General features: G+C 51.6%; 16 protein-coding genes. 8 read left to right on the forward strand and 8 right to left on the reverse strand.

All coding sequences use genetic code 11. The features are described from left to right. Window positions 1-87 precede the first annotated feature (87 nt). The 4 genes from DYA43_RS20925 to DYA43_RS20935 all read right to left on the reverse strand — a co-directional run bounded on the left by DYA43_RS20925 (window position 88) and on the right by DYA43_RS20935 (window position 3,933). Window positions 88-1,836 (reverse strand): formate--tetrahydrofolate ligase, encoded by a 1,749-nt coding sequence (locus tag DYA43_RS20925; protein WP_061055580.1) that lies wholly within the window; start codon window positions 1,834-1,836, stop codon window positions 88-90. Window positions 1,837-2,047: 211 nt separating this feature from the next. Then, window positions 2,048-2,698, reverse strand: a complete 651-nt coding sequence (elbB, locus tag DYA43_RS20930; RefSeq protein WP_061055581.1) for an isoprenoid biosynthesis glyoxalase ElbB — start codon at window positions 2,696-2,698, stop codon at window positions 2,048-2,050. Between the two features lie 47 nt (window positions 2,699-2,745). Continuing rightward, window positions 2,746-2,910, reverse strand: coding sequence for a hypothetical protein (locus DYA43_RS22995; RefSeq protein ID WP_164076311.1), 165 nt, complete (start codon window positions 2,908-2,910; stop codon window positions 2,746-2,748). A gap of 105 nt (window positions 2,911-3,015) precedes the next feature. Further along, complete coding sequence (locus tag DYA43_RS20935; protein ID WP_172465320.1) at window positions 3,016-3,933, reverse strand: LysR family transcriptional regulator; 918 nt, start codon at window positions 3,931-3,933, stop codon at window positions 3,016-3,018. Window positions 3,934-4,034: 101 nt separating this feature from the next. Between DYA43_RS20935 and yjjG the strand changes: the two genes are divergently transcribed. After that, the gene (yjjG, locus tag DYA43_RS20940) at window positions 4,035-4,709 is read left to right on the forward strand and encodes a pyrimidine 5'-nucleotidase (RefSeq protein WP_020328683.1); all 675 of its coding nucleotides are present in this window, start codon (window positions 4,035-4,037) and stop codon (window positions 4,707-4,709) included. Between the two features lie 45 nt (window positions 4,710-4,754). On the opposite strand, the gene rnk is transcribed toward yjjG, so the two are convergent. After that, window positions 4,755-5,162, reverse strand: a complete 408-nt coding sequence (gene rnk, locus DYA43_RS20945) for a nucleoside diphosphate kinase regulator (protein WP_020328682.1) — start codon at window positions 5,160-5,162, stop codon at window positions 4,755-4,757. 154 nt (window positions 5,163-5,316) lie between these two features. Between rnk and DYA43_RS20950 the strand changes: the two genes are divergently transcribed. Next, window positions 5,317-6,135, forward strand: coding sequence for a DUF1294 domain-containing protein (locus DYA43_RS20950; RefSeq protein WP_225869403.1), 819 nt, complete (start codon window positions 5,317-5,319; stop codon window positions 6,133-6,135). A 25-nt stretch (window positions 6,136-6,160) separates the two neighbouring features. Here the strand turns inward: DYA43_RS20950 and phnX are convergent, their stop codons facing one another. The 3 genes from phnX to phnW are packed head-to-tail and all read right to left on the reverse strand — an operon-like array spanning window position 6,161 to window position 9,492. Next, the gene (gene phnX, locus DYA43_RS20955; protein WP_104408439.1) at window positions 6,161-6,976 is read right to left on the reverse strand and encodes a phosphonoacetaldehyde hydrolase; all 816 of its coding nucleotides are present in this window, start codon (window positions 6,974-6,976) and stop codon (window positions 6,161-6,163) included. A gap of 21 nt (window positions 6,977-6,997) precedes the next feature. After that, a complete protein-coding gene (locus DYA43_RS20960; protein WP_061055583.1) occupies window positions 6,998-8,389 on the reverse strand; it encodes an aspartate aminotransferase family protein in 1,392 nt (463 codons plus the stop codon). Then, complete coding sequence (phnW, locus tag DYA43_RS20965; protein ID WP_061055584.1) at window positions 8,386-9,492, reverse strand: 2-aminoethylphosphonate--pyruvate transaminase; 1,107 nt, start codon at window positions 9,490-9,492, stop codon at window positions 8,386-8,388. The genes DYA43_RS20960 and phnW overlap by 4 nt, the downstream gene beginning before the upstream one ends. A gap of 256 nt (window positions 9,493-9,748) precedes the next feature. On the opposite strand from phnW, the gene DYA43_RS20970 reads away from it, so the two are divergent. The 6 genes from DYA43_RS20970 (at window position 9,749) to DYA43_RS20995 (ending at window position 16,785) form a co-directional block, all read left to right on the forward strand. After that, the gene (locus DYA43_RS20970; protein WP_061055585.1) at window positions 9,749-10,756 is read left to right on the forward strand and encodes a putative 2-aminoethylphosphonate ABC transporter substrate-binding protein; all 1,008 of its coding nucleotides are present in this window, start codon (window positions 9,749-9,751) and stop codon (window positions 10,754-10,756) included. Window positions 10,757-10,943: 187 nt separating this feature from the next. Continuing rightward, a complete protein-coding gene (locus DYA43_RS20975; protein WP_061055586.1) occupies window positions 10,944-12,044 on the forward strand; it encodes a putative 2-aminoethylphosphonate ABC transporter ATP-binding protein in 1,101 nt (366 codons plus the stop codon). A gap of 18 nt (window positions 12,045-12,062) precedes the next feature. Beyond that, on the forward strand, window positions 12,063-13,769 hold the full coding sequence (locus tag DYA43_RS20980; RefSeq protein WP_061055587.1) for a putative 2-aminoethylphosphonate ABC transporter permease subunit: 1,707 nt from the start codon (window positions 12,063-12,065) through the stop codon (window positions 13,767-13,769). A gap of 80 nt (window positions 13,770-13,849) precedes the next feature. Next, complete coding sequence (gene phnR / locus DYA43_RS20985; protein WP_061055588.1) at window positions 13,850-14,554, forward strand: phosphonate utilization transcriptional regulator PhnR; 705 nt, start codon at window positions 13,850-13,852, stop codon at window positions 14,552-14,554. A 64-nt stretch (window positions 14,555-14,618) separates the two neighbouring features. Beyond that, window positions 14,619-15,527, forward strand: coding sequence for an EamA family transporter (locus tag DYA43_RS20990; RefSeq protein ID WP_020328672.1), 909 nt, complete (start codon window positions 14,619-14,621; stop codon window positions 15,525-15,527). A 133-nt stretch (window positions 15,528-15,660) separates the two neighbouring features. After that, window positions 15,661-16,785 (forward strand): M14 family metallopeptidase, encoded by a 1,125-nt coding sequence (locus tag DYA43_RS20995; protein ID WP_061055589.1) that lies wholly within the window; start codon window positions 15,661-15,663, stop codon window positions 16,783-16,785. Window positions 16,786-16,874 lie beyond the last annotated feature (89 nt).

Here is a 16,874-nt window from a genome sequence, read left to right on the forward strand (position 1 = left end):
ACACGGACGGAAAAATTTCAAATCGAACGCAAAGAAAAAAGCTTCGCAGTAGCGAAGCTTTTCAATAGGGGGATGTAATGCAGGTGCTTAGCTCAGTCCGATGATGCGGCCTTGATCGTCGATATCCAACCCCATAAACGCCGGTTTCTCGGGCAGCCCCGGCATGGTCATCACGTTGCCGCATAAGGCATAGACAAATTCTGCGCCCGCGCACAGTTTCAGTTCACGAATGGGAACATCAAATCCGCTTGGCGCACCTTTTTGCGCTGGATCTGTGGTGATGGACAACGGCGTTTTCGCCAGACACACGGAAAGATGACCAAAGCCTTTTGCTTGCAAATCATCAAGCTGGGCTTGCGCTTTTTCGCTCAGAGTGACTGAGCCGGCACCATAACCATTGATAGCGACAGCCTTAAGCTTGTCGAATAAAGGCGCATCGTGTTGATACAACGGTGTAAAGCGCGCGGCTTTGCTGCATTGCTCGACTACTTTTTCCGCCAGTTCACGTGTGCCTTCTCCGCCTTTGGCGAAGCCTTCAGACAACGCAACCGTCACATCATTCGGCAGCGCTTCAATCATTGTTTTCAACTGCGCCAGTTCTTCTTCGCTATCTTGCGGAAAGCGGTTAATCGCCACCACTGCAGGAATACCGTATTTATTGACGTTGTTGATGTGCCATTTGAGATTTTCAAACCCAGCGGTCAAAGCGTCGCAATCTGGCGCGAACAGGGTTTCAGGTACGGATTGACCCGGACGCAGATCATAGAGCCCCGAGTTGGCTTTCAGGCCGCGTAACGTTGCGACGATCACCGCGCAGTCCGGCGCTTTACCGGAGGCCTTAGCTTTGATGTTGCAAGCCTTCTCAAAGCCCATATCGGAACCAAAGCCGCCTTCGGTCACGGTGTAGTCGGCGAGGCGTGTGGCGATGTCATCAGCAATGATCGATGAGTTTCCATGCGCGATATTGGCAAACGGGCCTGCGTGAATCAGCGTCGGCACGCCTTCAAGGGTCTGCATCAGTGTGGGTTCAATGGCTTCTTTCATACTGACCGCCATCGCGCCAGCCACTTTCAAATCTTCGGTGGTGACAGGCTGACCATCAATGTTGTAGCCGACGACGATATTACCAATGCGGCGGCGCAGATCTTTGAGGTCTTCAGCAAGGGCAAGAATCGCCATCAATTCAGACGCTGCTGAGATGTCGAACCCGTCTTCACGCTCGTAACCGTTGATGGTTTTGCCATCTTCATTGCGGCCAACCGTGACCATGCGCAGCGCGCGATCGTTATGGTCCATCACACGCTTCCACACGATACGTTGCGGGTCGAGACGCAGGGCAGGCATACCCGTTCTTGCGGCAAAATCCTCATAACCGTTGCGCTGTTCGTGGTAAATACGCGCATCAATCGCTGCCGCGGCAAGGTTATGCGCTGCGGTGACGGCATGAATGTCGCCAGTCAGATGCAGGTTGAGCTCTTCCATTGGTGCGACCTGCGAATAACCACCCCCAGCAGCGCCACCTTTGACGCCGAAAATTGGCCCCATGGACGGCTGACGAATACAGGCCATGACCGAATGCTGTAAGCGAGCCAAACCTTGTGCCAGACCTATCGTGGTCACCGTTTTACCTTCACCCAGCGGTGTTGGCGTAATTGCGGTCACCAGAATGAATTTTCCAGAAGGTCTATCGTGCAGACGATTCAGGCAATTGAGCGAGACTTTGGCTTTATAGCGCCCCTGACTGTGAAACTCCTCGGGCAGAAGTCCGGCTTTGTGGGCGATCTGTTCAATGGCAGTCAGCGGTGTGGTACGGCAAATTTCAATATCTGGCAGCATAAAACCCTCATCATAAGGATGAAATTGGTGAGGAAAACGTTTGCGTCGCGATAATAGCTTTAAATGGAAGGTTGTAAAGCGAATTAACGAGAGGATTGTTTTGCGAGGCGAGAATTCTAAACCATTCCTGATTTCGATCAAATGCATCGGGAGCAAATTGCTGGACGCAGTTGCGTAAAACTAAAGCGCCACGGTCGGCGCTTTACTGTGATTAGGCAAGTTTGATCAACTCGTCCACCAGACGATCAATACCCGCTGCCGCTTGGGAAATATTTTCGGCCAGCATGTAAGCCGGAGTGGACAGCACGTTGTGTTTCTGGTCGAAAACAAAGTCATCGACCGGACAGGTGACGTGTTCTCCGCCCATTTTCCGGAACGCGCACGCCGTATCCGGGTCGCAGCCGATGGTGCCTTCCACGCCATGTTCGTAGATCATTGGAATGATGGTGGGCGCAATGCAAAGATAGGCGGCCGGTTTGCCCGCTTGAGCAAAGGCGCGACACGCGGCTGCGACATGAGTGTTGATGCTGCAATCGGCGCCTTTGACGGCAAAGTCAGTCAGGTTTTTCGCTGCGCCAAAACCGCCGGGTAATAGCAAAGCGTCGTAATCTTCGGCTTTAAGCTTCGCGACATCCTCAATTTTTCCACGTGCGATACGTGCGGCTTCTACCAGCACGTTGCGTTTTTCGTCCATCTCTTCACCCGTCAGGTGGTTGATGACGTGCATCTGATCAATATTGGGCGCAAAACAGTGCCAAGAGGCACCGTGTCTTTCAATGGCGTGGAGGGCAAGCACCGATTCATGAATTTCGGCACCATCGAAAACACCACATCCACTCAATATCACGGCTACTTTTTTCATCGGTCGATTCCTTAACTATCCAGAGCTAGTGCAATAATTATCCAGTGCTATTCTTGGTCTGATCCTGCCTGAGATTGACGCTTATTTTGTAAGTCTAGTTGAGCTGTTTGCTCGTGTTGTTGTTCGTTGTCGCGAATTTCGTCATCTGATTCGGGGTAGGGTTTCACCACAAAAGGAATCAGCATGACGGACGAGGGCAAAAAGTGTTTCATCGGCTACTCCGGTGGTTGGTTTAACCCGCCGTTTTATAAGCCGGTTCTGGCACACGTTCTTTGCGTTAAATCACTGTCATTCTGAGTTTTTGAGCACTTATTGGCTCAGAAGATACCTTGATCCCAATATGGTTGATCTGCTCCCAATTTTTCACTGACAAATTCCATAAAGGCGCGCACTTTGTGTGGCAGATGTTTCCTTTCAGGAAATACGGCATAAATGGCGTGCTCAGGAAGAGGAAAATCCGCCATGATGGTTTGCAGTTTTCCGGCTTGAATATCTTTGCTGACCAGAAACGTTGGCAACTGACCAATGCCAAGGCCGTCAAGCAGGGCGCGGCGAATCGCTTCGCTGTTATTCACGCTAAGGTTGCCTTGAGGAATGACTTTGAAATCTGCCCCGTTTTGGGTAAACGTCCACTCGCTGCCGCCTCGAAAATAGGAATACACCAGGCAATTGTGTTGCAGCAGATCAGAAGGTTTCTGCGGCGCGGAATAACGGGTCAGATAATCGGGCGAGCAACACAGCACACTGCGGCAACGCACCAATCGTTTGGCCACCAGATTTGAGACCGGTAAATGGCCGATACGAATCGCCAGGTCAAAGCCGCCTTGAACCAAGTCAACCATTTGATCTTCCAACTGCAAGTCGATTTCCACTTTGGGATAGCGATCAAGGAACTCGGCAATGATGGTCGCAATATGCAACACACCAAATGACATGGGGGCCGTTATTTTGAGTTTACCTTGGGGCTCACCTTGTAATTCAGTGACCGCGTCACTTCCTTGTTGCGCATAGCTCAAGGCTTGGGATACATGGTAGTAATAACGCTCTCCGGCCTCGGTCAGGCTCAGTTTTCGTGTGGTGCGGTTCAGCAGGCGAATGCCTAAATCATCTTCGAGTTGCGTCACCCGTTTACTCACGGCAGACTTAGTGATGTTGAGTTTCTCGGCCGCGCTCGAGAAACTGCCGCATTCGACCACTGCGACAAAAATAGGAATGGCGGCAAACGTGTTATTCATCATAATTGTTGAGATATTCTTAACAAAAAGTTTCCATATACAGAGATTAACATCTCATGGAAAACAATCTAGACTGAGCGCGACATTTTGAGGAAACCAACATGAAGTACGATTGGATCTTATTTGACGCTGACGAAACCCTGTTTCATTTCGATGCTTTTCAAGGGATGCAGCTGATGTTTGCGCGTAAAGGCGTAGACTTTACGGAGCAAGACTTTCACCACTACCAACAAGTCAATAAGCCCCTGTGGGTTGATTACCAGAACGGTACGATCACGGCGGCAGAATTGAAACACATTCGTTTTGCATCCTGGGCGCAAAAGCTGGAAACCACCACGGCAGAGCTGAACAGCGCGTTTTTGGAAGCGATGGCCGACATTTGTACGTTGCTGCCAGGTGCTAAAGAGCTGATGGAAGCGCTAAAAGGCAAAGCAAAACTGGGGATCATCACCAATGGTTTTACGGAGCTTCAGGATGTACGCCTGACTAAAACGGGCATGAAGGAATATTTCGACCACATCGTGATTTCAGAAGAGGTTGGGATCGCCAAACCAGATGCGGGCATTTTTGCTCATGCGATGTCGGTAATGGGAAATCCGGAAAAAGCGCGTGTGTTGATGGTGGGAGACAACCCGCATTCAGACATTCTGGGCGGTTTGAACTTTGGGATTGAAACTTGCTGGTTGAATGTGCATCAGCATCCAAAGCCGGACGGTATCGATGCGCACTATGAAGTGGGCTCACTGCACGAATTAAAAGATATTCTGCTCGCGTAAATCGCTCCTGGTGCAAAGTGATCACTTTGCACCGGAATCCCGCTCTTAACGGCTAAAGTCACCTTCACGCTCTGGCTGGTACACCACTTCGAGGATCTCGATGGTTTTCTCCGCGCCGCCAGGCATTGGCCAAGTGAGAGTTTGGCCTGCTGCTAAGCCTAGCAATGCACTGCCAACCGGAGCAAAGATAGAAATATCGTCATTGCTTTTCACTTCGTTCGGATAGACCAGATTCTTCTGAATGATCTCTTCTTTACCCATGAACTTAAACCGCACGGTTGAGTTCATGCTGACGACATTGTCCGGCATTTCCTGTGGCTCTTTGATGGTCGCTCTGTCGAGTTCATCTTCTAGTTTTTCCAGTTCTGGTGACAATTTTGGCATCTGCTCCAGAAGCGCACTGATGCGGTCCATATCCAGAGTTGATACCACGATTGTATGATTAGTAGACATTTTATTTTCTCCAAAAAGAAATACCGCCCTGACAGGTCAGGGCGGCATAAAACCATACGGTTTATAGATTTCACAAGGTGGTACGTGAAACCTTAGTCTTTGTAATGTAAGAATTCAATCGATATGCACACAGTTTTTAAGTAATAAATTGTGTATGTTTGTAAATAGTGATGAGCTTTCATCCAGCCACAGCCGACGAAGCAAAATCGACAAAAAAACGATCTTCGGCTTGATCTTATTTTTGAGCAGGGACTACGCTTTAATTGAGTACGTCTGTGCGTTCTCAGGAGCTTTGCCAAACATAATAACGACAGGCGAAGTGGCGGCTGGGCATAACAAGTCTCTGACACTGAGTGTGAGGGATGAGTGCGAGTTCATCATGGCTATTGCAGGTAAAATCTCTGAATGGAATGACGCGAAAGGGTATGGCTTTATTACTGTCGATAACTATCGCGGCAAAATCTTCTTCCACATTTCCGATCTTCAAGGTCACGCGCAACGACCAAAAGTTAATGAGGCGGTACATTTCAAACTGACGAAAGAACCAGACGGTTCTCTGCACGCCGTCGATATTCATCGGCCTTTGGTGTACGGATTGTCACTCGCTTTGTCAGTCTGGTTCATTACCGTGCTTTTTGCCAGTATCTATCTGGTGAAGTATCCGCCCATAGTGGTGTTGTTCTACATCTTAATCAGCGCCATTACCTATGCGGTGTACGCGTTTGACCGAAGTGCTATGTATCACAACGATTGGCGGGTTTCTGAGTGGTTGCTGCACACGCTATCCGTTCTGGGTGGTTGGCCTGGTGCTTTGATGGCACAGGCGCTGTTGAAATTCAAAACCCTTGAACAGCCATTTCGAATGATATTTTGGTTAACCGTGTTGATTAATTTTTCCATCTTCGTCTATACCCTGACGGCGCCCGGGGCAATGTTGATGTCGACGATCATCTCGAGTTTAAAACTGTTCTGAAGAAAAACGGGCCAAGGCCCGTTGTTTATGGTCGTTCGCCTGCGAGTAGGCGGCGTTCGATATCCGCAACCACAGCCGGAAAGTCGGCGATGGTATCAATCAGGTAATGGGGATTGGCTTGCGAGAGTTTGTCGCGAGCGCGAGCACGAGCTGCGTTGAGTGTGGCTTCGTCGGCAGACAGATACTCTTGTTCGGTGAGTCCTGCTTCGTTGCCCGACAGCAGCAATCCGACCGTCCACATACCAGCGTTGTGGCCTTCATCAATGCCGGGCACTGCATCATCGACTTTGATGCAGGTGCGTACATCTGTCACACCAAGTTCAATCACATTTTTGAGTGCCATGAACGGCGCAGGTCGCCCCCCTTGCGGCAGATCATCGGTTGCGACCACATAATCTGGTTGATACCCGTATGCCTGTGCTGCGGGGATTAACACATCCATTACTTGGCGCGGGTAACCGGAGCAAGAGCCGATTTTAATGCCGCGCTGCTTAAGCGCGTTCACCACCTCAATCGCGTGTGGAATCGGCGCGGCGTGATCCGCCACTTTGGCAATTTGCAGCGGCATAAACGCGGCGTAAATGGCATCGATGTCCGCACTGCTCATGGCGCGGCCCATTTGCTGCTCCCAGCGTTGAGCCACGTCGGGCAGCCGGCCAACAGCTTGAATATGATCCCATTTGCCCAATCCCATGGGTACACGGGCTTCATCGAGTGAAATTTCAAAATCAAAACCTTGCTGAAAGGCTTCGACGAAAATCGTTGTCGGGGCGAAAGATCCGAAGTCGACAATGGTGCCAGCCCAGTCAAAAATAACGGCTTGAATCGGTGAGTGCATGATGATTTCCTTGAACGGTTTGTTTCATGAATGGTTGATGGCGTAGCCAAATGTGGCGCTGATTTCTTGGAGTGCGGATTCGAAGATCGCGAGTGCGTCATCAAGTTCGGCACGCTCGATAACAAGTGGAGGGCTGAGTTGAATCACATTCCCCTGCGACACCTTAAAGCTCAATCCGCGATTGAGGCAGTGATAGAGTACCGCTTCGGCTTCATCGTACGCGCGCTCTTTGCTGGTGGGGTCTTGCACCAGCTCCACGCCCCACAATAAGCCGATGCCGCGCACATCGCCGATCAACGCGTAACGCTGCTTCATCGCGTGCAAGCGTTGGTGCAAATAGTGGCTGTCGCGTTGTACTTTGTTCAGTAGCTGCTGCTGTTCAATGACTTCGATGGTGGCGAGTGCGGCGGCGCAGCCCAGCGGGCTTTTTTCGTGTGTGTAGTGTCCCAATGACACTGCGGCGGCTGTGTTGTATTGGTCTTTGGTGATCAGCGCCGCCATGGGCATGATGCCACCGCCCAAACCTTTGCCGATACACAGGATGTCCGGTTCGATATCAAACGCCTGATGGGTGAACCAGTGGCCGCTGCGTCCCATGCCGTTGGGAATGTCATCAATGATGAGCAACACGCCGTGTTTGTCGCAGATTTCACGCACGCGTTTCCAATACGCGCGGCTGGGCACTTGCACGTCGGTATTGCGCACCGCTTCAGCGATAAACGCGCCAACGCCGCCTTCTTTTTCAATCACATATTCCAAGTAATCGGCGTAGTGAACGTCGCTGCCGTCTTCACGAGGGAAAGCGCCGCGGTAGCTCACCGCTGGGGGAATGCGTTCGACGCCTGCCAGCAACGGCCCCATGTTGTGGCGAAAACAGGCTTCGCCGCCAACAGAAATGGCATCCAGTGATGCGCCGTGAAACGCATCCCACAGCGACACGACTTTAAAATTCTGGGTGACGTGGCGAGCGAGTTTCAGCGCCATGCCAATCACCGAGGTGCCACCAGGTGCAAACAGCACCCGATTGAGTTCACCGTCGCAAATCTCAGTCAGTTTTTCGGCGCATGCCACCGCAATCGGATTGGTAAATCGGCGCGGCGAGAACGCTAAGGTTTGCATTTGCTGAGTTACTTTTTCAAGTACATGCGGATGGCTATACCCCAACTGATGTACGTTGTTGCCATGAAAATCGAGATAGCGTTTGCCAGCCAAGTCGTCTAGGTACACATCGCACGCGGCACTCAGCGCATTGAGGCACGGCGTCGACATCGCCTGATGAAGAAACACATTCGCATCGCGCTCAAGCAGCGAGCGTGTGCCGGGATGTTGCAGGTTGCGGCCCCATTCCTCGCGTGCGGGTGTGGTGTTGATGTCGCCCTCGCTGCGCCAATGAGTTTCGGGTTTCGCGTGGCTCATGAGGCTACGTTCCAGTACATGGCGTTTTGCACGGCTTCAATCAGGCGCTCAATGTCGTAAGGGTGTACATCCCCGATATTGCCGATGCGAAAACAGTCGGCATGGCTCACTTTCCCCGGATAGATCACAAACCCTTGCGCTTTCAGGCGCTGATAGAATTCGGCGAATTGGTAGTCCGGATGCGTGGGGGAATAAAATGAAGTGATGATCGGCGAGTGCAGTGACACATCGAGTAGAGGCGTGAAGCCAAGGGATTGCATGCCGCGCACCAGCGTGGTTTGGTTGGTCTGATAACGCTGATGACGCGCTACAATACCACCTTCCTGTTCCAGTTCAAGCAGCGCCTGATAAAACGCACGCACGGTGTGAGTTGGCGACGTAAAGCGCCATTTGCCGTGGTTTTTCTCCATGCATTGCCATTGGTCGTACAAATCGAGGCTCAGCGAACGGGCTTGGCCTTGGCATTGTTCCAGTTCGCTCTGCTTTGCAATCACAAATCCAAACCCCGGCACGCCTTGAATGCATTTGTTGGCCGAACTGATCATAAAGTCGATTCCGAGGTCGCCGATATCCATCGGAATGCCACCAAAGCTCGACATCGCATCCACTATCACGGTTTTGCCGTATCTTTTGGCTAGCGCGACGACCTCCGCGATGGGGTTCAACATGCCGGTGGTGGTTTCGCAATGCACGATAGCCACATGTGTAATGGTGGTATCTTGCTGAAGGCATGCTTCGATGTGTTCAACAGACGGTTGCGCGGTTTCACCGGGTGAGACGATGGCACAATCAATGTGCAAGTATGCTGCAATCTGCGCGATTCGAGCGCCGTACGCACCATTATCAACGACCAACAATTTGCCGTGCTGGCCCAATGTGCTGCCAATGGTGGCTTCGACCGACGCGGTGCCGCTGCCTTGCATTAACACCGAGGTGTATCCGCTGTGACGGGTCGCCAGCGCCACCAATTTTTGGCGAATCACTTCCACAATGTCTTTGTTGTATTCGTCATCCCACGTACACCAGTCTTTTAGCATGGCTTCGCGCACAGTTTCCGTGGTCGACAGGGGGCCAGGGGTGAGCAGCAAGTAGTCGTTTTTCATATGAACTCCATTTTGGACTATACCAATAATTTAACGCTACTCTAGCAAGGAAAAATCGCCTTGGTAAAGGCAACCAACGCGGATTTCATAAAACTTTCACATCTTCCGTCACGGCTATACGGATCGCCATGCCGCGAATGTAAGTATGAAATGCTCACAAAAATGCCAAACGAACGTCATTGAATCGTCACATAACAGGATTAGCGTAGAAAATAAATCTGGTACATACCAAATTAACTACAACTTGGAGATAACGATGAAAACCCGTTTTATGAAAGGAACTCTGGCTTCACTGGTCGCGTTATTTGCGGCGCAAGCATACGCAGCGCAAGAGGTGACGGTGTATACCGCGTTCGAAACCGACATTTTGGCGAAATACAAAACTGCGTTTGAAAAAGAGAACCCAGATATCGAAATTAAGTGGGTGCGTGATTCGACCGGTATCATGACGGCCAAGCTATTAGCTGAAAAATCAAACCCACGCGCCGAAGTGGTTTGGGGGCTTGCCGGCTCCTCCATGGCACTGCTCAAAAACGAAGGCATCTTGAAGCCATACACGCCGAAAGGTGTGAATGAACTGCGCGCCAATTTGAATGATCCGCAAGGTCAGCAGGCGTGGTACGGCAATGACGCGTTCTTCAATGCAGTGTGTTTCAACGAAGCGGTTGCTAAACAGTTGAATCTGCCAAAACCACAAAGTTGGGAAGATCTGACCAAGCCTGTTTATAAGGGCCACATCGCGATGCCAAATCCAGCATCTTCGGGCACGGGTTACATGCAGGTGTCGGCTTGGCTGCAAAATATGGGAGAAGATAAAGGTTGGAACTACATGCAGCGTTTGGACCAAAACATCGCGCATTACACCCATTCGGGTTCAAAACCGTGCGTTCAAGCGGGCATGGGTGAAGTGGCGATTGGCATTTCGATGGCAAGTCGCGGCGCGAAATTGAAAACGCAAGGCGCGCCACTGGATGTCATCATTCCTCAAGGCATCGGCTGGGAATCGGAAGCGGTGGGTTTGGTGAAAGCATCGGATGCGGCAAAACGCGTGGTGGACTGGTCGATCTCCAAAGCAGCCAACGAGTTGTACATTGATATGTATCCGGTCGTGGGCCATAAAGATGTCAGAAAAACCGTGGCGAACTATCCGAACGTCGAAAAAGCGATGGCGAAAATGGACTTTGCGCAGATGGGCAACGAGCGCGCCCGCGTGCTAAAAACTTGGTCTGAGAAGTTTGATGCGAAGTCTGAACCTAAATCTTAATGGGTTCATCAACGCATGATTGAGGAGGCTTTGGCCTCCTTTTTTCGTTTTTTGCGTCATGTTGTACGGCAATCTTTTGGCTGAATAATCGACTGACACATTCCTGTCATCTCACGTCTATAAAATCGTCACCACAGTGTCACATAGGGATTTTATATTTGGACTATACCAAATTAAGGATCTTGTTATGACCTCACAGCCTTATTTAGAAATTCAAAACGTCATCAAACAGTTTGGCCAGTTTACGGCGCTCAAAGGCATCAACCTTCACATTCAGCAAGGAGAGTTTGTCTGCTTTCTTGGCCCCTCGGGCTGTGGCAAAACCACATTGCTGCGTGCCATTGCCGGATTAGATTTACCCACGTCGGGCGCCATTTCCCAAAACCAGCACGAGATGACCTTTTTGCCGCCTGAAAAGCGTGATTTCGGCATCGTCTTCCAATCTTACGCGCTGTTTCCCAATTTAACTGTGCAAGAAAACATTGCTATCGGCCTGAAAAATCAGGGACTCTCGACGCGCGAGGCGTTAGAAAAAGTCGATGAGTGGCTGGACACCATCGGTTTGCCAACTTCAGGACAAAAATTCCCCAATCAGCTCTCCGGCGGCCAGCAACAGCGTGTCGCGCTGGCGCGTGCATTGGCGCTGTCGCCCGGCTTATTGCTACTGGATGAACCTTTGTCGGCGCTGGATGCCAAAGTTCGCGCCCATCTGCGCGATGAAATTTGCCGCCTGCAACGCAAGCTTGGGATCACCACCATCATGGTGACGCACGATCAGGACGAAGCGTTAACCATGGCCGACCGGATTGTGGTGATGAACCACGGTGTCATTGAGCAGGTTGGCTCACCACAAGAGATCTACCAGCAACCGGCCAGCCGATTTGTGGCGCAGTTTGTTGGCCACATGAATTTCATTCCGGCGTCGATGACCACGCCGCTACAAATGCGCGTTGCTGAGTCGCTGATTAGCTTGCCTGCGATTGGCAATGCCAGTGTGCAGCAGGGCGATCACTTTGAACTGGCCGTGCGGCCAGAACAGTTGGCGTTTGTGGAACGCAACAGCAATGCCATGCCGGTGAAGATTATATCGCTGGAATTTCTTGGCGCGTTCTATCGTATTGAGTGCCGCTTTCAGGATGAACCGTCGTTGCCCGCGGTGCATGTGGATCTTTCGGTACAACACGTTGTCGATAGCGCCATTCAGGCCGGTGATGTGCGTCATCTGGCGATTCGCGACACCGTAGTTCAGGTTTATCCAACCCGCATGACGACGCGCGATGCTGCCTAAGGTGAGAAAGTGAAAGCTATGATTTTATCGAACGCAACCGCTGCCACATCAAGTCGTTGGTGGCAACGCATCAGTCGCGACAACCTGATTTTGGGCGTGACACTGACCGCGCTTTTGCTGTTTATGTGGCTGTTCATTTTGATGCCGTTGTGGGCCATGTTAATCAAATCGGTACAAAACCGCGCCGGTGAGTATGTCGGCTTGGCCAACTTTGCGACGTATTTCTCCTCCAACGCTTTGTGGCAGTCGATGGGCAATACGTTCACCGTCGGTGTGCTGGTGACGGTGGTGGTGTCGACGTTGGCATTTGGTTATGCCTACGCGTTAAGCCGTTCGTGCATGCCGATGAAGGGGCTGTTTCAAGTGCTGGGCAGCGCGCCGATTTTGGCGCCCTCGTTGTTGCCCGCGATCAGCCTGATTTTTCTGTTTGGCAATCAAGGCATTTTCAAGTCCTGGCTTGGCGGTGAATCGGTGTATGGACTGATGGGGATTAGCCTTGGGTTGATCTTCTGGACGTTTCCCCATGCCTTGATGATTTTAAATATCTCGCTGCGCACGTCTGATGCGCGTCTTTACGAAGCGGCGCGCGCTCTGAAAACGCCCGGTTGGAAAACCTTTCTGGTCGTGACGTTGCCCGCTGCGAAGTACGGTTTGATCAGCACGCTCATCGTGGTGTTCACGCTGGTGGTGTGTGACTTTGGTGTGCCGAAAGTCATCGGCGGGAGCTACAACGTGTTGGCCACCGACATCTTCAAACAGGTGGTGGGGCAACAAAACTTTGCCATGGGCGCGGTCACCAGCTTGTTACTGTTGCTTCCTGCGGCGTTGGCGTTTATCGCCGATCGTTGGGTGCAGAGAAAGCAAAAGAACTTGTTTGATACCCGCTCCGTCGCGTATGTCCCAAGCCCAAATCGCGTGCGTGATTCACTGTGCTTTCTCTATTGCCTGACGGTGTGTGGGGCGATTGTGCTGGTGCTGGGCATGGCGGTGTACGGATCATTGGTCACGTTCTGGCCATGGAACAAAGCGCTGACGCTCAATAACTACAACTTTGCGGAGATGAGCACCTATGGCTGGAGCCCGTATTTCAACTCGCTGATTCTGGCGACCTTTACCGCATTGATTGGCACGGTGGTGATTTTTCTTGGTGCGTATGGCATCGAAAAAGGCCGCGCATTTGCGCCAGTGCGCCAACTGATGCAGATGCTGAGTGTGGTGCCGATGGCGGTGCCGGGCATGGTGCTGGGGTTGGGATACATTTTCTATTTTAACGATGCGGCCAATCCGCTCAGTGTGCTGTACGGCACCATGGTATTTTTGGTGGTGAACACCATCGTGCATTACTACACCGTAGGGCACATGACGGCGCTGACCGCCCTTAAACAACTGCCCGGGGAAATTGAAGCGACGGCGGCATCGATTAAACTGCCACAATATCGCTTGCTGTTTAAAGTGACGCTGCCGGTGTGCTTGCCTGCGGTACTGGACATCGCTAGTTATCTGTTTATTAATGCATTGACCACCACTTCTGCGGTAGTATTTCTTTACTCAACAGACACCATCCCGGCATCGGTCTCGGTATTGAATATGGACGATGCAGGGCAAACGGGCGCCGCAGCGGCGATGGCGGTGATGATCATGGGCTCGGCGGCAGGGGCGAAAGTTGTGCATCTGGTGACCGAAAGGCTGCTGACTAAACGCACTCAAGCTTGGCGAAAACGCTAAGTGCTAAGCCCTAAGCCCTAAGCCCAAAGTTCAAAGTCCAATGACCGCGATTGAGTGATAAACGAGTAATAAGGAATCACGTGCAATACGTAAAAATTAAAGATGCCATCGTGGAGCAAATCGACGCGGGCATGCTTACCCCAAGACAGAAATTACCCGCTGAGCGAAAGTTGGCCGAGTCGTTCGATACCACGCGCGTGACGCTGCGCGAAGCGCTGTCGCTGTTGGAAGCGGAAGGGAAAATCTACCGTGAAGATCGCCGCGGCTGGTTTATCTCGCCAGAGACGCTGCGTTACGATCCGTCACAAACGCTCAATTTCACCAATATGGCGTTGGCGCAAAATCGCCAGCCGAAAACTGAACTTGTGAGTGCCAAGTCGATGATTGCCAACAAGCTGGCAACCAAGCTACTCAATCTCAAACCGTTTTCGGATGTGTATCGCGTCGACCGAGTGCGGTATCTGGAAAACCGTCCGGTGGTGTATGTGACCAACTACATTCGCCCGGAACTGTTTCCCAATTTGCTTGATTTCGATTTGTCGAATTCACTGACGGATATCTATCGCGAGCACTTCGGCACCCAGTATGAAACCATTCGTTACCGCATCACGACCAGTTCCCTGTTGGGCGAGACTGCGCAGGCGCTGCGAGCCACCGCGGGCACCCCCGCCATGGTCGTGGAACGAGTGAACTACAACCAAAATGGCGACTTGATCGACTGCGATATTGAATATTGGCGTCATGATGCGATCAGCATTGAATCGGTCGCGCAGTTAAGCCGCTAAAAACAAAACGAACAGGTCTTAAGGCTCCGCACGGAGCCTTTTTCTTCGAAGTAAGGAAGCTGCCATGGACGTCCTGGCGATAGGGTTAGTGGTTTTTTCAGCTGTATTGCACGCAGGCTGGAACATTCTGGGCAAAAGTCACGCTGGTTCAGGCGTTGCCTTTACCATGGCGGCTAGTCTCTCGGCGTGTTTGTTGCTGACGCCGTATCTCATTTGGTATTTAGTGACCGTTGGCTGGGCAACGCTACCGATGGCATTTTGGGGTCTGCTGCTCATCAGCGGCTTGGCGCAGATGGTCTATCTGGTAGGACTGATCGTAGCGTATAAACACGCCGATGTAGGTGTGATTTACCCCATCGCACGAGCACTCCCTGTGATGATGGTCGGCGCGCTTAGCATGTTGCTTGGTCACACCTTAACGCAATTCCAATGGCTTGGTTTTGTACTCATCACGTTGGGGTGCATGCTGGTGCCGCTCACGGGGTTTCGTCAGTTTACGCCACGCTCGTACTTGAATGTCGGGGTGTTGTGGGCCTTGGTGGCCGCACTTGGCACGACGGGCTATTCCGTAATTGATAAAGAGGCGCTGCTTTTACTGACTCAAGCAGCAGGCGATGTGCTGGGCAACTCCTACAGCGCGATTTTCTATCTGGGTGTTCAATTCTGGGCCATGGTGCTGCCGGTGATTTTGTGGTGTGTGGTGACGGGCAATCGCCAAGAGTTGCAGCGTGCGTGGAAAATCCGCAAGGCGGCGAGTATGGCCGGGGTGATGATGGCGTCGACGTACGGTTTGGTGCTGTTTGCGATGACGATGACAGATAACGTCAGCTTAGTCGTGGCGCTGCGCCAAATCAGTATCGTGATGGGTTTGTTGATGGGCGTGTGGTTTCTGGCTGAGAAATGGCACTACACGCGCGGGGCGGGCGTGGTGTTGATCCTCTCAGGGATCGTTCTGACACTGGGCAAAGCATAAACGTCCTCAACGAGCGTATTCAAACAGTGATTCCTGCCAGTTACCCATTGGAAATGTGCGCAAAGTAATAGGGACGTATTCTCATTTGTGATAGCCTCTGCGCTTCAGCTCAGATTCAATAGGTGAGTCAATCATGAAAATATTCAGCAACTTCGACAGCGGCAGCATTCACGTTGTCAGCGCGGACAACAAAGACGATATTCAACTGAAGATCCCGAATGACAATATGTCGGAGTTTTACCAGTGGTTCCACTTCCGTCTCGAAACACAAGCCGAAGCATCGCACACCATCAAACTGCTCGATTTGGCCAAATCGGCGTATCCGGAAGGCTGGCAGGGCTACGATGTGGTGGCATCTTACGATCGTGAAGAGTGGTTCCGCATTCCGTCTGAATTTGATGGCGACACCCTGACTTTCACGGTGATCCCTGAGCGTAGCTCTATCTATTTCGCGTACTTTGCACCGTACAGTTACGATCGTCACCTTGATCTGCTGCACATGGCGCAAAGCGCGCACCATTGCCAGTTGGAAACGCTGGGTCATACACTCGACGGCAACGACATGAGCTTGCTGACGTTTGGCGAGCCAGACGAAGGCAAAAAGAAAATCTGGGTGATTGCGCGTCAGCACCCGGGTGAAACCATGGCCGAATGGTTTGTGGAAGGGATGATTCAGCGCCTGTTGGACGACAACGATACCGTGGCTCGTGCATTGCTGGAAAAAGCGGTGCTGTACGTGGTGCCGAACATGAACCCGGATGGCGGTGTGCGTGGTCACCTGCGCACCAATGCGGTCGGCGTAAACCTCAACCGCGAATGGCAAACGCCATCGATGGAAAAGAGCCCGGAAGTTTACTTGGTGCGTGAGCGTATGCTGCAAACCGGCGTGGATATGTTCCTTGATATCCACGGGGATGAAGCGATTCCATACAACTTTGTGGCCGGTTCTGAAGGCATTCCTTCTTACGATGCAGAGCTGGCGGCACTGGAAACGGCATTCAAACAAGCACTGCTGACGATTACGCCAGAGTTTCAGGATGACATCGGCTACGACAAAGACGAAGCGGGCAAAGCGAACCTGACTGTAGGCTCGAATTGGGTTGCCGAGCAATTCCATTGCCTGTCTTACACCGTCGAAATGCCATTTAAAGATCACAACAATCACCCGGATCCGCTGTACGGATGGTCGCCAGAACGCAGTGTGTTGTTTGGTCAGGACATGCTGGCGGCAGTTCTCGCTGTGTCGGACAAGATCTAATTCAAGCGCAATGTTGACATTGAAAGCCAGCGCCATGTCGCTGGTTTTTTTGTCTTTGTTCCTGATATCAACAGGTAGTAGACATAAAA

The organism is Vibrio fluvialis, from assembly GCF_900460245.1.
GTDB classification, from domain to species: Bacteria; Pseudomonadota; Gammaproteobacteria; order Enterobacterales; family Vibrionaceae; genus Vibrio; species Vibrio fluvialis.

Coding starts and splice junctions, on each gene's coding strand:
- phnW (WP_061055584.1), bottom strand. CDS start 9,492: ATGAAAAACGACTACTTGCTGCTCACCCCTGGCCCCCTGTCGACCACG.
- DYA43_RS20925 (WP_061055580.1), bottom strand. CDS start 1,836: ATGCTGCCAGATATTGAAATTTGCCGTACCACACCGCTGACTGCCATT.
- DYA43_RS20960 (WP_061055583.1), bottom strand. CDS start 8,389: ATGAGCCACGCGAAACCCGAAACTCATTGGCGCAGCGAGGGCGACATC.
- yjjG (WP_020328683.1), top strand. CDS start 4,035: ATGAAGTACGATTGGATCTTATTTGACGCTGACGAAACCCTGTTTCAT.
- DYA43_RS20975 (WP_061055586.1), top strand. CDS start 10,944: ATGACCTCACAGCCTTATTTAGAAATTCAAAACGTCATCAAACAGTTT.
- DYA43_RS20950 (WP_225869403.1), top strand. CDS start 5,317: ATGTTTGTAAATAGTGATGAGCTTTCATCCAGCCACAGCCGACGAAGC.
- DYA43_RS20980 (WP_061055587.1), top strand. CDS start 12,063: ATGATTTTATCGAACGCAACCGCTGCCACATCAAGTCGTTGGTGGCAA.
- DYA43_RS20995 (WP_061055589.1), top strand. CDS start 15,661: ATGAAAATATTCAGCAACTTCGACAGCGGCAGCATTCACGTTGTCAGC.
- DYA43_RS22995 (WP_164076311.1), bottom strand. CDS start 2,910: ATGAAACACTTTTTGCCCTCGTCCGTCATGCTGATTCCTTTTGTGGTG.
- DYA43_RS20970 (WP_061055585.1), top strand. CDS start 9,749: ATGAAAACCCGTTTTATGAAAGGAACTCTGGCTTCACTGGTCGCGTTA.
- elbB (WP_061055581.1), bottom strand. CDS start 2,698: ATGAAAAAAGTAGCCGTGATATTGAGTGGATGTGGTGTTTTCGATGGT.
- DYA43_RS20990 (WP_020328672.1), top strand. CDS start 14,619: ATGGACGTCCTGGCGATAGGGTTAGTGGTTTTTTCAGCTGTATTGCAC.
- rnk (WP_020328682.1), bottom strand. CDS start 5,162: ATGTCTACTAATCATACAATCGTGGTATCAACTCTGGATATGGACCGC.
- DYA43_RS20935 (WP_172465320.1), bottom strand. CDS start 3,933: ATGAATAACACGTTTGCCGCCATTCCTATTTTTGTCGCAGTGGTCGAA.